This is a genomic window from Acidimicrobiia bacterium, from assembly GCA_036396535.1.
GTDB lineage: Bacteria > Actinomycetota > Acidimicrobiia > Spongiisociales > UBA5794 > DASWKR01.
This window is the reverse complement of record DASWKR010000065.1, coordinates 47,676-61,046: the sequence shown is the minus strand read 5'-3', so window position 1 is coordinate 61,046 and position 13,371 is coordinate 47,676. Positions and strand designations below refer to the sequence as shown.

Genomic DNA, 13,371 nt, shown 5'->3' with positions numbered 1-13,371 from the left:
TCCTATCCCGGGACCCGGTTCGCAGCCGCCTGCTCGCCGCTTCCGGTCGCAACGACGATCCGTCGCTCCGCCAATCCGACGATCGCAACGAAGAGCATCCCGACGAACGCGGTCACGATCACGGTCGCGTACAGCTTCTCGGACTGGACGCTGAACCGGGAGGAGAAGTCGAGGAGGGCTCGCCCGAGGCCGTCGCGCATCCCGGTGGGCAGCTCACCGATGATCGCACCGATCACGGACGCCGTCGCCGAGACCTTGAGGGCGGTGAAGATGTAGGGCAGGGCGGCCGGCACCCGCAGCTTCCAGAGGACCTCGTTGGGTGACGCCGCATACGAGCGCATCAGCTCGAGCGCAGTGGGGGCCGGCGAGCGGAGGCCGCGTAGCGTGTTGATCGCCACGGGGAAGAAGGTGAGGTAGGTGGCGATGATGGCGACCGACATCCACTGGGGGATGGCGAGGCGCCCGCCCCAGACGACGACCATCGGGGCGATGGCCAGGATCGGGACCGTCTGGCTGGCGACGACGTACGGCATGAATGCCCGCTCGGCGAGGGCAGACCTGACGAAGAGGACCCCCAGGCCGAAGCCGATGACCGCACCAGCGAGGAACCCGAGCGCCGCCTCTCCGAGTGTGAACAGCGAGGCCTTGCCGAGGAGCAGGATGAGCGTCTCGCCTCCGCGACGCGCCGGACGGAACAGCTCGAAGACCATGTCCCACACGTGCGGCATCGTGACGTCGTCCGGTCGCACCGGCTCCTCGAGGCCGAGCGCCGACCAGACGACCTTGTAGAGCTCCCACGCGACGACGACGGTGGCGATGACGCCGACGACCGCAACGGCGTTGCGCGCCCGCGATCGAATGCCACTCCCGGCGACTTCCTCCCGCATCGCCGCGAATCTAACGACCCGAGAGGGCCTCGTCCCTTCCGCTCTTGCGTCCCCACATCGCATAGTCGCGACGCTGGGACGCAAGAACGGAAGGGTCACACTCCGATGTCCTCGTTCCACAGCTCGGGCTCGGCTGCGATGAACTCTTTCATCATCGCGACGCACACCGGGTCGTCGACGATTGCCACCTCGACGCCTCTCGAGCGCACGTGGTCCTCCGGGCCCCGGAACGTCCGGTTCTCCCCGACGACGAGGCGGGGGATCCCGAAGAGGAGGATGGCCCCTGAGCACATGTCGCACGGTGAAAGGGTCGAGTAGATCGTCGCTCTGGCGTAGTCCTTCGCCGGCATCCGCCCGGCACGCTCGAGGCAGTCCATCTCGGCGTGGAGCACGACGCTGCCCTGCTGAACCCTGCGGTTGTGGCCCCGGCCGACGACCTGGCCGTCGATCACGAGCACGGAGCCGATCGGGATGCCGCCCTCGGAGAGGCCCATTCGAGCCTCGTCGATGGCGGCCGCCAGGAACGGATCCATCGCCCGGGTCGGCTCAGCCGGCGTTCTCGACCGAGTGCGGGACGAAGTCCGACGTCTCCTCGGGCGGGGGCGCCGGCAAGCTGGGCCTCGTGCTCGGATCCCACTTCGGTGCCGTGGCTGCGGCCCGTTCCCGGGCGATGGCGGTGCGCATCCGCCTGATCACCGATGGCCGCTTCACCTTCGCCCGGGCCTTTCGCATGAGATACGCCCGGCCGACACCGGAGGTCCTGAATCGCTGGATCGCCGTCCGCCGGGGGGGCGGCGTCCGCCTGACGCCGGCGTCGTGTCGGGGCGGCGCCTCGTCCGGCACTGCAAGTGGCGCAACCGATACCTCGGCGGCCGCCCTGCGCTGCGCCCTGTTGCGCTCTGAGCGCCGCCGCGGCCCGAACAGCGGCGTCGGCTCCTCGGCGGGGAGAGGTGAGGCCCGGCGCGTCGTGCCGGCTGCAAGGTCATCGAGGTCAACCTCCTCCGACCTGCGCCGTTTGACGCTGGCGACCTCGACAACGGGAACCTCTGGGGCGGCGAGATCCTGGGGCGACTCTCGTCTCACGATGCTGATCGCCAGGGCGCCGAGGGAGAGGATGATGCCACCCACCACGACGAACCCGATGAAGAAGACGAAGAACCGGCCGGCGGATGGGAGCCGATCGAGCAGTTGATCGACGAGGTTGCCGGACGGGGCGGCTGCCTCGTCGGTGCCGGCAGGCGTCACCACTGCCTCTTGCCCGGTTCCCGGCTCACCGAGGGCGCCGCTCTCGTCGGGGAGCAGGACGATCGGCCCTTCCGCCACAGCCGTATCGACGGTCAGATCGATCGTGCAGGCCGTCTCGTCGGCGCCGATCCCACGGACGGTGATGACGTAGTCACCGTCGGCCGCCCCGGAGGCGAGGCTGAATGTGATGAGCGTGTTCCAGCTCGACGCGAATCCGTCGGCAGTCTCGTTGCTGACAGGGCTCGGGGCGCCGACGACGCGCAGCCCAGGGCTGCTGGTGACCACGTCGACGGACGTCGGGCCGGGCGAATCCGGGAATACCGCCACGATGTCGAACACCCGATCTTCTGCACCGACGGTGAGACGCTGTGGGGCGCATTGCACCCCCGAGAGGGCCAGAGCGACCCCGCCGGAGAGGAGGACGTAGACGAGTGCCGCGGTCGTCACGCCGCGGATCAGGATGGGAACGACCCCACGCCGCCCAAGAAGATGGCCCTTGATGCTTGCCCCCTGTGTTCCAGGCACCATACCCCGATCTGGGGTGTGTTCGAGGGTGATTGGCACGCTTTCGGAATGACCAGCCCATTGTGGGCTACTCATCGGCGCCGCGATCAGTGAACGACTCCCCGAGACCGCAGCATCGCGATGTCCGCGCCGCTGATTCCCATGCTCTCGAGGACGGCATCCGTGTCCGCTCCGACCCTGGGACCGGGCGTCGGGACGGATGCCGCCGACCTGGAGAACCGAGGCGCTGGGGCAGGTTCGGATCGATCACCGACAGGCACGAACACGTCCCTGGCGACGTTGTGCGGGTGACCGGGCGCCTCGGTCATGGCGAGCACCGGCGTCACGCACGCGTCCGAACCGTCGAACAGCTCGACCCACGCCTGTCGCGGCCGCTCGGCGAAGACGTCGGCGAGGCGCTCGCGCTGAGCCTGCCAGTGGGCAGGATCGAGACGGTCGGGCTCGTCGGGTAGTCCGAGCCGTTGCATGAGCTCGGCATGGAACTGCGGCTCGAGCGCCCCGACGGCGATCCACTCGCCGTCCGCGCACCGGTACACACCGTAGAACGGGGCACCGCCGTCGAGGGTGTTGGCGGCGCGGGTGTCCCTCCAAATGCCTGCTCCGAGGAGCCCGAATGTGGGCGCCATCAGGAGGGCGGCTCCGTCGATCATCGCCGCATCGACGACCTGGCCACGACCCGATCGATGCCTCTCGAGCAGTGCTGCGAGCACACCGAAGGCGAGCAGCATGGCTCCCCCGCCATAGTCACCGACCAGGTTGAGCGGCGGCACCGGCGCATCAGACGTCCCGATGGCGTGGAGTGCTCCAACGAGGCCGATGTAGTTGATGTCGTGGCCCGCCATCGCCGCCATCGGACCGTCTTGACCCCATCCGGTCATGCGGCCGTAGACCAGCCGCGGGTTCCTCTCGAGGAGGACGTCCGGCCCGAGGCCGAGACGCTCCATCACGCCCGGGCGGTGTCCCTCGACGATCGCGTCGGCGGTCGCCGCCAGGTCGACGGCCAACGCCACTCCCGCTGGTTGCTTCAGGTCGACGGCGATCGAGCGCCTGCCACGTGTGGCGACGTCGAGCATCTCGGCAGGGAGGGCACCCGAACCTCCCGGCCGGTCGATCCGGATGACGTCGGCACCATGATCCGCCAGCATCAGGCCGCACAGGGGGACGGGCCCGATGGCGGCGAACTCGATGATGCGATGTCCCTCGAGGGCGCTCACCCTTGCGACGCTAGTGCGGCGACCAGAAACGTTCGCATGCTTGGTGGGGGTGCACGAGGGGGCGGCCCTTGTGCCGGCCCCCTCGTACTGGGCGGAGCGGCTTGCCGCTTCGACCAGGGCAATAGGCGCGGCCGGCAGGCCGCACCAGCAGAGTCGAAGCCCCGTTAGGGGCGCAGGCGACAAACTCGACCAGCAACCGTAGGTTGCTGGTCGAAGCACTAGCTGCCACGGCGGGCTTCTAACCTGGCGGGCTGATGTCCGCCCAGCCGCTCGTGGCCGCCCGCAACCTCACCAAGCGATTCGCCGATTTCGTTGCGGTCGACGGGATCGACTTCGAGGTCAGGATGGGCGAGGCGTTCGGATTCCTGGGGCCCAACGGGGCGGGCAAGAGCTCGACGATGCGGATGATCGGCGCCGTGTCCCCCGTGACCTCGGGCGAGCTCACCGTGCTCGGCCTCGACCCGGACCGGGACGGGGCCGCAATCCGCGCCCGCCTCGGCGTCGTGCCCCAGGAGGACAACCTCGACACCGAGTTGCCCGTCGCCGCCAACCTGATGATCTACGGGCGGTACTTCGACCTGCCCCGCTCCGTCATCAGGGAGCGCATCCGCGAGCTTCTTGCCTTCGCGCAACTGGAGGACAGAGGTGACTCCAAGGTCAGCTCGCTGTCGGGCGGGATGAAGCGCCGCCTCACGATCGCCCGATCGCTGATCAACAAGCCGGACCTGCTCCTCCTCGACGAGCCGACGACCGGTCTCGACCCGCAGGCGCGACACCTCCTCTGGGACCGCCTCTACCGGCTCAAGCAGGACGGCGTCACCCTGATCATCACCACCCATTACATGGACGAGGCCGAGCAGCTCTGCGACAGGCTGGTCGTGATGGACAAAGGCAAGATCGTCGCCGAAGGCTCGCCGCGCCAGCTCATCGAGAAGTACAGCCCTCGCGAGGTCGTCGAGTTGAGGTTCCCGGTCGGGACCCAGGACGGAGCGCTCGAGCAACTCGACGGCGTCGCCAAGCGGATCGAGATGCTCCCCGATCGCTTGCTGCTCTACACCGACGACGCCGACGCCACCACCGCCGAGGTGCACGCCCGAGGCCTGGCGCCCGAGACCATCGTGGCGCGGCGCAGCAGCCTCGAGGACGTGTTCCTGCGCCTCACGGGAAGGTCCCTCGTCGAGTGACGGCGACTCGCGGCGCCCTCTCGTACTTCGAGTCGCGGGCCAGGGTGTACCGGCACACATGGCGTGCGTCCGTGATCTCCTCGTTCCTCAACCCGGTGATGTTTCTCGCCGCGATGGGGCTCGGCCTGGGGAGCCTCGTCGATGGCGGAACGGGAGATCCGGCGCTTCGAGGCTTCACGTACCTGGCGTTCCTGGCTCCGGGCTTGATGGCGGCGACCGCCATGCAGGCAGCGGCTGGTGACAGCTCGTGGCCGGTGATGGCCGGGATCAAGTGGCTGCGAACCTATGACGGAGTGCTGGCCACGCCGATGGAGGTCGGCGACATCATGGCCGGGCACCTCTCGTGGGTGACGACTCGCACCGCCTTCGTCGTGTGTGTCTACGGCCTCGTCGGGTCGGCCTTCGGCGCCTTCAGCGTGCCGCGGGCCCTGCTCGCCTCGGTGCCGGCAACTCTCACCGGCCTCGCCGTCGGCGCCGCGGTCCTGGCCTTCACGACCGGCCTCGAGAACGACACGAGCCTCTCCTCCCTCTTCAGGTTCGGGATCACGCCCATGTTCCTGTTCTCGGGAACGTTCTTCCCGATCACGCAGCTCCCCGCCTGGATCAGGCCGCTGGCGTGGCTCACGCCCCTGTGGCACGGGGTCGAGCTGACGAGAAGCGCGGCGCTCGGCACCCCGAGCGCCTGGCCGTGGATGGTGCACGCCCTGTTCCTCCTCGCCGTGGCCGCCGGTGGACTCGTCCTGGCAACGGCGAGACTCGAGCGGCGGCTGGTCAAGTGACGTCGGGCGCCTTCCTTCGTGTCCTCCCGACCCGGTTCGGGTTCAGGCGCGCCACCCGGCTCGTGGAACGCAACTACCTCGTCTACCGGCAGATCTGGGGAGTGATCGTCTCGGGCTTCTTCGAGCCGGTGTTCTACCTGTTCTCGATCACGGTCGGCCTCGGGCAGCTCGTCGGCGACATCACCCTCGTCGACGGCAGGATCGTGACGTACGCCGCCTTCGTCGCTCCGGCACTGCTGGGGGCATCGGCGATGAACGGCCCCGTCTTCGAGTCCTTCGGCATCTTCTTCAAGCTGACCTACGAGAGAACCTACGACGGGATCCTGGCGACCCCGCTGAGCCCGCAGGACGTGGCGCTGGGCGAGATCACCTGGTCACAGATCAGGGCGACCCTGTACTCGCTGGCCTTCATCATCGTCATGGTCGTGATGGGCTTGCTCACGTCGCCTCTCGGGCTCCTGGCGCTGCCGGGGGCGATGCTCGCCGGCCTGGCGTTCGGCGCCGTCGGGATGGCGGCGACGACCTTCATGCGATCGTGGCAGGACTTCGACCTCATCACGCTGGCGATCCTGCCGATGTTCCTGTTCTCGGCGACGTTCTTCCCACTGTCGATCTACCCCGGCTGGCTGCAGGCCGTCGCCCGCTTCACCCCGCTCTACCACGTCGTCGACATGCTGCGTGCCTTCACGCTGGGCACGGTCGACTGGAGCATCGCAGGCCATGTGGCGTACCTCGTCGTGATGGCCGCCATCGGCTTGGCCGTCGCGGCGCGCCGAGTGGAGAAGCTGCTCCTGGCGTGAACAGGATCAGCTGCGGAGGACTTTCGTGTCCCCCGTGACGGGGTCGCGATCGAGCTCGATGAGGTCTTCGACGCGTTGTCTCAGCTCCGGCACGTGGCTGACCACCACCACGAGCCTCGTGCCCTCCCCCGCCGCCAGGGCCTCGATGCCGTCCATCGCCAAGTCGAGGTGCTCCGGGTCGAGCGACCCGAACCCCTCGTCGATGAAGAAGGCGTCGAGCCTTCCGCCGACGCCGCTCACCATCTCGGCGAGGGCGAGCGCCAGTCCGAGCGACGCCACGAACGTCTCCCCGCCCGAGAGGCTGTCCGCCTTCCGCACCGCGTCGGCGGCGGCGAGGTCGACGATGTCGAACTTGCCGTCCTCGGTGAATCGATAGCGGCCGAAGGAGAGGCGCTGGAAGTGCTCGCTGCCGAGGTCGGCGAGCCTTGCCCGCTCGTCGTCGAGCAGGAACCGGATGAACCCGGCGTTCGTGAGATCACCGGCGATCCGCTCGAGCGAGGCGATCCGCCCGATCAGGAGCTCGCGCTCGGTGGCGAGGGCGCTCGCTGCCTCGACCTCGGCTACGTCGGCGTCGATCTGCTCGGCGAGGAGCTTGGAGCGGGCGATGGCCCCTCCCAACTCGGTGACGATGTCCTTCTCGATGTCGAGCTCGCCTCGCAGCCTGTCTCTCTCCGTGCCGACCGCCTCGACCTCGGCGGACGAAACGGTGACCCGTTCCCCCAGCGTGGCGACCGTCTCCGACCATGCCGCCTTGACCTCGAGGAAGGCTGCCGCGACACCGGCGGCACCCTCGGCGGCGCTCAGCTGCGTGTCGAGGCGGGCGGCGATGTCCGTGAGGAGCACCCGGAGCTCCGCCACCTGCCTGCCCGCCGTCTGCTCGGCGACGATCGCCTCGTCGTGCGCTCCCCTGGCCCTGTCGAGGGCCTTGCGTGCCTCGGCCGCCGCGCCGCCCAGTGCCCGCAACGACGCTCGAGCCTCGTCGAGCAGGGCTGCCGCGTCCCCGTCACCGAGCAGGGAGGCCAGCGCGGCGTCGATGTCGGCGACGACCGCCTCGGCCGCGACGCGCTGCTGACGCCACGCCACGACCTCGGCCTCGATGGTGGCGGCGAGCATCTCGGCCCTCGTCGCCGCATCGCGCGCCTCCGAGACGTCGGCCTCGGCGGCGGCCAGCGCTTCGGAAGCGGCAACATGGCGCTCGCCCGCCTCGACGAGTGCTCGCTCGGCAGCGGCGAGCGCACTGCCACTCTGCGGGGGCACCTCATGGACGGCCTGGCGGCACACGGGGCACAGGTGGCCCGGCTCGAGGCCCGCACGGAGTGCATCCGCCATGTCGAGGTGGCGAGCCTCCCGGGCGCGCCCCTCCGCCGCCTGGCGGGCGTTCGACGCCTCCGCCAGGGATGCCGCCGTCGACTCGACCCGGGCGGCGGCCTTCGCCTGTGAGGCGGCGGTACGCTTCCCCTCCCGGGAAGCAGCCGCTTCCGTCTCGACGAGCTCGGCGAGCTTCGCCTCGATCTCCTTGACCCGTGTGAGCGCCGCTTGGCGCCTGGCGAGCGCCGCGCCCGCCTGCTCGATGGTCTCTGCCGATCCCGCCAGCTCGGCGTCCTCGACCGCCTGCTCGGCCTCGACGAGCGTGGCCTGCGCCTCGTCCAGCCGTGACGCCAGCTCGGCGCGTTTGGCCCCTGCCTCCTCCGCCTCGGCGATCTGTCCGGCGACGACGTCATCCGAAGGCAGCCTGACGGCATGGGCGGCCACCTCATCGAGGCGCTTGCGTGCCGACTCCCCTGCCGCCCTGGCGGTCGCTTCCCGCTCGTCGAGGTCGACGAAAGCCGGCTCAGCCTTCTGGAGGCGCTCGATGCGCTCGTCGAGATCGAGGATGGCGGCACGGTTCTCGACGAGGCGCTGCTCGAGGCGGGCGAGCTGATCGAGCCTGCCGGCGAGCCTGTCGAGCTCGGCGGACTCGGCTCGCACGTGCTCCTTGGCGACCTCGCGCATGGCGTCGATTCGATCGTGCCCGAAGACGCCCTTGAGGACACGGTCGCGCTCCGCCGGCTGCGACGAGAGGAACTCGGCGAACCGGCCTTGCGCCAGGAGGACGGAGCGGGAGAAGGCATCGAACTCGAGCCCGAGCAGTTCGATCACCTTGGCATTGACGTCCGCCTCGAGGACGACCCGTTGCAGCTCCTCGGCGTCGTCGGCGTCTGCTGCGAGGTGGACGAGGGCGTGCTGGCTCTGACCCTTGCGCCGCGGGGCGCGCATCACCTGCCACACCTCCCCGTCGACCTCGAACCGAAGGGCGACCGTCGCCCCGTCGGCACGCTGATGGATCAGCGACTTCGTGGCTCCGGCGATCGTCGAGGTCCGCCCGTACAGGGCGAAGGAGACGGCGTCGAGTATGGAAGACTTCCCGCTTCCGATCGGCCCGACGATGCCGGTGAGGCGCCTCCCCCGGAAGTCGAACACGACGGGCGCCCCGAAGTACGAGCGGAAGTTGGCGATCCGCAGCTCAAGCGGGCGCACCGGCCGCCTCTTCCATGATGTCGCGGAACAGCTCGAGGGTGAGCTCGTCTGCGGCGATCCCGTGACGGTCGGCGTGGAAGTCGGCGTAGAGCTCCTCGAGCGAGCGGGCCTCATGAGCGGCTCCCGAGCTCTGCTCCAGGCGCGGGTACTCCGCCCGGACCTTGACGAGGTAGTCGTACTCGGTGCGGGCCCTGTCGGCGAGCCCGGGGTCTGGTCCGGCGGTGTCGACGGTCAGGTCGAGGTACGCCTCCCTGAGGTCGTCGCGGACGAGCAGGTCCTGCCACCCTCCGCTGGCGCGCACGAGCCGTCTGCCCTTCGTGAGCTGTATCGACTTGACCTTGGCGGGTAGCCCCGGCTCGGCGTCGACGACGACGACCCGCTTCTTCTCGCCTGCCTCGCCGAAGTCGAGCTCGAGGAGCGAACCGGCATACTCGGCCGGGACCTTCGCTCCCGGTACCGGTTGGGGAGCGTGGATGTGCCCGAGCGCCACGTACTGCGGCCCCGGGGGGATCGCCTCAGGCGTCGCCGCGTATGCCTCGCCCATGTGGAGCTGGCGCTCGCCGCGCGGGGCGCCGTGCCCGTGGACCTTGACGCCCCCGACGAGGAAGTGGGCGAGGAGGAACGTCACGGCGTCCGCCCCTGCCAGCTCGGCCGCCTTCGTCGCATACGCTTCGGAGATGCGGCGCAGACGGTCGGCGTAGTGCTTGTACCACTCGTCGGCCTCTGCCAGGAAGTCGACGACCCTCCCCTCCCTGAGGAACGGGAAGCAGCTGATCACGGCGCGCCCGGCCGCCGTTTCGACCTCGATGACCGCCCCGGCGTCAGGCCGCTTGACCTCGCCGACGAGATGGATGTTCTGCGGCGCCATGAATGGAGCGAGCGCCTCGAAGAAGCCGGGCGAGTCGTGGTTCCCGGCGATGACGACGACAGGCCTGCGGCCGCCGTCCGAGAGGCTCACGAGGCCATCGAAGGCGATCTGGAGCGCCTCGACGGGCGGCATCGGCCGGTCGAAGACGTCTCCGGAGTGGAGCACGAGGTCGACTCGCTCTGCGGTGGCGATCGCCACGACCTCGTCGATGACCTCGCGATACTCGGCGCTGCGGTCGTACCGCCCGATCCGCTTTCCCACGTGCCAGTCCGAGGTGTGCAGGACCTTCATAGTGCGGTCCTCACAGGCCGCGGAACGGGTCGCCGTCACTCCCCTCGGCGACCTCTTCCTTGCGTGTCGCCCATGGTGGGAACGGGAAGTCGAGCACGAGGGGGACCGGGATCGCCGGCTGGCTGACGACCATCGTGCCCGGCTTGAGCAGGCGTGCCCTCGCCCGGGTCGACGGCAGCATCCACCCGTACTCGGATCGTTCCGCCTCGGCTGCGTCGAGCCGGCCGGCGACTTTGATGGCGGCGTTCTCCATCACCTCGGGCGCCACTCGGCTCGCCGTCTGCTGGGCGCCGACGAGGAGCACACCGAGCGACCGGCCCCGTTGGGCGATGTCGATGAGCATGTCCTTCAGTGGACTGGCTCCTTCGCGGGGGGCGTACTTGTTCAACTCGTCGAGGACGATCACAGACAGCGGGAGGCGCTGGCCCGTCTGCTCCTTCTCGGCGAACGTCTCGGCGAGAAGGGCGCCGACGACGAACCGCTGCCCGAGGTCGTGCAGCGATTGGATCGCCACGACGGTCACCTGGGATGCCCGGCGGTCGATGCGGCGGCTCTCGCCGGCCCTCACGAGATGCCCGAGCCGGTGCGCAGCGGCATGGAGGCGCCGCATGAACGCCGAGATGGTCCCGACCTGGGCTCGTCCCGTCCACCGCTGGTCCGGTTCGTGATCCTCCGGCTCGACGAACTCCTCGATCGCCTCGACCAGGCCGCGTAGGTCGCGGATCACCCGCTCGCCCTTGTTCGGGCCGACGAACTCGCCCGGTTTGTGGCCCTCTGCCGGGTCTCGGAGAACGACGGCGCCGGGCTCGCCGGCCACGTCGACGGAGTACCTGGCCAGCTGTGAGCGAACCCGCTCTTCGATGAACGGGATCTGGTTGCGGGCGTCGTTCGAGTCGGTGAACAAGAACCGCAGCAAACCCTCCTCGACGAACTCGCGCGGGGTCCAGGCGAAGGCGTCGACACCGACCTGCCTCCCTCCCGTGTCCGGGACGACGACGTCGCCGCTGCGCGCCGCCGGGGGCGCCCAGAACGAGACGGACGGGAACGGAGCAGGCGACACACCGAGCCGCTCCCAGCGGAGGGCGGCGTCGTCGTCGAAGTACTTGTTCTGCTTGTCCAACCACAGCAGGTCCTCGCCCTTCACGTTGAACACGAGCACCCGAAGGTTGGCGGCTCCCTCCCCGACGACGTCGGGCCTGCCGCTCAGCAGCCGCAGGAAGAACAGAGCGAACGACGTCTTGGTGGCGACGCCGGAGATGCCGCTGATGGACATGTGCCCGCCCTTGCGTCCGTCGAAAAAGTCGAGGTCGATGTAGGCGGGCTCGCCGTCCCTGCCGATGCCGATGGGGAGCGGGCGGGCCATCTCGTCGACGTAGAGGGCCTTCTCCCTGGCTTCGCCGGACGCCCGCTCGACGATCTCCCCCGGGTCGGGGGCTACCCAGATCTCGGGCTCGACCCGCGTCACGGCCACTTGGGCGGACCGCACCTTCTGGCCGGGGAGCACGCCCGCCCCGATGAGGTGGGTGTCGCTCTCGAACTGGGCGCCCTCGTGCTTCGCCTCCACCTCGGTGACGATCCCGTAGGTGCGCACCTCCCCCTGTTTGGGCACCTGGGTGCGGACAACGACGAGGTCGTCGAGCTGGAGATAGTCGTCGTCGTCGAGGGCAACGCGGAACTCGCTCGTCGTCGAGTGCTGCACGCCCATGACGCGGCCGACGCCGCTGACGCTCTGTGATCGCTCGGTCATCGCCCCGATCCTGCGAGGTCGCGCATCACTGCAGACCGTAGCTGGCGGTGCACGAATGTCCCATCACCGAGGAGCCGGCGCAGCCGGCGCTCGAGGGCGGCTATCGGAACGAGGTTCTGCGGCGCTCTCGGGTCCCGGTGCGGCTGCGACCCCACGAGCGGGAGCACAGCCGTCGCCCGGTTGGCGACGTTGACGGCCGTCGCCAGATCGAGGTGGCTCGAGAGCTCCCCGCGCACGACGCCCGTCCACGAGTGACCGCCCGGCAGGTCGGCGAGCTTGAAGTACCACGAGTAGCGCGGGTAGGCGCCCCCTGCACCGATGAGGAAGAGGGGGGTCCTCTGGCCGGCGCGCAAGCGCCCCACGACGGGAAGAGCCACCTCCGAGAGGTAGGGCGCCCGGTGGGTCTTGATGTAGCCCACCTTCTCGGTCGCCGACAGGTCGTTGATGGGACCGTCGGCGACGACGAAGAGCCCTTGCTGGGCGAGCCGCTCGGACAGCACCGCCTCGGCCTTGCGCATCGCCCCGTGGAAGCGCTGGATCAATGCAGCCGGATCGGACTCGGCGACCGACTCGCTGGAGTACGTCAGCTCCGGCGAGACGGGTGGGAAGGGGTGGCCCCTCCCGGAGCCGAAGAGGGCCAGCCGGTGAACGAGGCACGACTCGAACTCGGAGATCTCCCGGGCGCGGTCCCAGAGCACGGCTCCGACGCCGAACGACCCGCAGATTCCCGGGACCGGGCCGGAGGTATCGTCGAGGACGAGCCGAGCGTCGACCCGACGCACTCCGTCGACGAAGGCGATCACCTCGACGCCGTCGTCCTGTCCGTCGATCGGGTCCCATCGCCCGGCTATCTCGACGGCCTCGTCGACCTTCGTCTCGTCGAGCAGCTCGGGATCGGGGTCGAACGGGTTGCCGTACTCAGGCGCCCACCCCTCGACGTGCAATCTAGCCATGTGGCCGATGGTACCGACGGGGTGTGACAGGAAGGCGTTCTACGCGGAAGACGGCCGCGGGCGGCCGGGCGGCACGAGGCGTTTCGCTGAGCCGTCCGCTAACGCTTGAAGATCCGAGGGTTCCTGGCGAACAGGTCCGTCTTGCCACAGTCCGTGCACGTCCAGCTGTCGAGAGGGGTCGCCGTCCAGTACGCCTCGGGCGTGTCCCCCGGCATGTGCACCGACAGCCGGGTCCCGATCTCCAGCTTCACCATGTCACCGGAGCATCGCTCACATGACTTCGTGCCTGTGACGAGCGCGGCCGCCGTCTCGTATGACATACCCCCACCCCCTGACGAGGACTCTGCCCAGATGAGCCCAC

The 13,371-nt window shown here is 69.4% G+C and carries 12 protein-coding genes; 3 read left to right on the top strand and 9 right to left on the bottom strand.

The annotated features are described in order from the left end of the window. Positions 1-2: 2 nt before the first annotated feature. The 4 genes from VGC47_11890 to VGC47_11875 all read right to left on the bottom strand — a co-directional run bounded on the left by VGC47_11890 (position 3) and on the right by VGC47_11875 (position 3,871). Entirely contained in the window at positions 3-887 is an 885-nt protein-coding gene (locus VGC47_11890; protein ID HEX9856004.1) for an ABC transporter permease, read from the bottom strand. A gap of 95 nt (positions 888-982) precedes the next feature. Further along, positions 983-1,420 (bottom strand): nucleoside deaminase, encoded by a 438-nt coding sequence (locus VGC47_11885; protein HEX9856003.1) that lies wholly within the window; start codon positions 1,418-1,420, stop codon positions 983-985. Positions 1,421-1,433: 13 nt separating this feature from the next. Further along, positions 1,434-2,579: a hypothetical protein gene (locus VGC47_11880; GenBank protein ID HEX9856002.1), complete on the bottom strand. Its 1,146-nt coding sequence runs from the start codon at positions 2,577-2,579 to the stop codon at positions 1,434-1,436. A gap of 164 nt (positions 2,580-2,743) precedes the next feature. Then, positions 2,744-3,871, bottom strand: a complete 1,128-nt coding sequence (locus VGC47_11875) for a CaiB/BaiF CoA-transferase family protein (protein ID HEX9856001.1) — start codon at positions 3,869-3,871, stop codon at positions 2,744-2,746. Positions 3,872-4,125: 254 nt separating this feature from the next. Between VGC47_11875 and VGC47_11870 the strand changes: the two genes are divergently transcribed. Genes VGC47_11870 through VGC47_11860 form a run of 3 tightly spaced genes read left to right on the top strand, consistent with a single transcriptional unit; the run spans position 4,126 to position 6,634 of the window. Further along, positions 4,126-5,055, top strand: a complete 930-nt coding sequence (locus VGC47_11870; GenBank protein ID HEX9856000.1) for an ABC transporter ATP-binding protein — start codon at positions 4,126-4,128, stop codon at positions 5,053-5,055. After that, positions 5,052-5,834, top strand: a complete 783-nt coding sequence (locus tag VGC47_11865; GenBank protein HEX9855999.1) for an ABC transporter permease — start codon at positions 5,052-5,054, stop codon at positions 5,832-5,834. The genes VGC47_11870 and VGC47_11865 overlap by 4 nt, the downstream gene beginning before the upstream one ends. Next, positions 5,831-6,634 (top strand): ABC transporter permease, encoded by an 804-nt coding sequence (locus tag VGC47_11860; GenBank protein HEX9855998.1) that lies wholly within the window; start codon positions 5,831-5,833, stop codon positions 6,632-6,634. The genes VGC47_11865 and VGC47_11860 overlap by 4 nt, the downstream gene beginning before the upstream one ends. 6 nt (positions 6,635-6,640) lie before the next feature. On the opposite strand, the gene VGC47_11855 is transcribed toward VGC47_11860, so the two are convergent. From VGC47_11855 to VGC47_11835, 5 genes are all read right to left on the bottom strand, one after another. Continuing rightward, on the bottom strand, positions 6,641-9,151 hold the full coding sequence (locus VGC47_11855) for an SMC family ATPase (GenBank protein HEX9855997.1): 2,511 nt from the start codon (positions 9,149-9,151) through the stop codon (positions 6,641-6,643). Beyond that, complete coding sequence (gene sbcD / locus VGC47_11850; GenBank protein HEX9855996.1) at positions 9,138-10,310, bottom strand: exonuclease subunit SbcD; 1,173 nt, start codon at positions 10,308-10,310, stop codon at positions 9,138-9,140. The genes VGC47_11855 and sbcD overlap by 14 nt, the downstream gene beginning before the upstream one ends. A 10-nt stretch (positions 10,311-10,320) precedes the next feature. After that, positions 10,321-12,057, bottom strand: coding sequence for an ATP-binding protein (locus VGC47_11845; protein ID HEX9855995.1), 1,737 nt, complete (start codon positions 12,055-12,057; stop codon positions 10,321-10,323). Next, entirely contained in the window at positions 12,054-13,010 is a 957-nt protein-coding gene (locus VGC47_11840; GenBank protein HEX9855994.1) for a hypothetical protein, read from the bottom strand. Before VGC47_11840 ends, VGC47_11845 begins: the two co-directional genes overlap by 4 nt. Before the next feature lie 98 nt (positions 13,011-13,108). Beyond that, on the bottom strand, positions 13,109-13,330 hold the full coding sequence (locus VGC47_11835) for a hypothetical protein (protein HEX9855993.1): 222 nt from the start codon (positions 13,328-13,330) through the stop codon (positions 13,109-13,111). Positions 13,331-13,371: the final 41 nt, after the last annotated feature.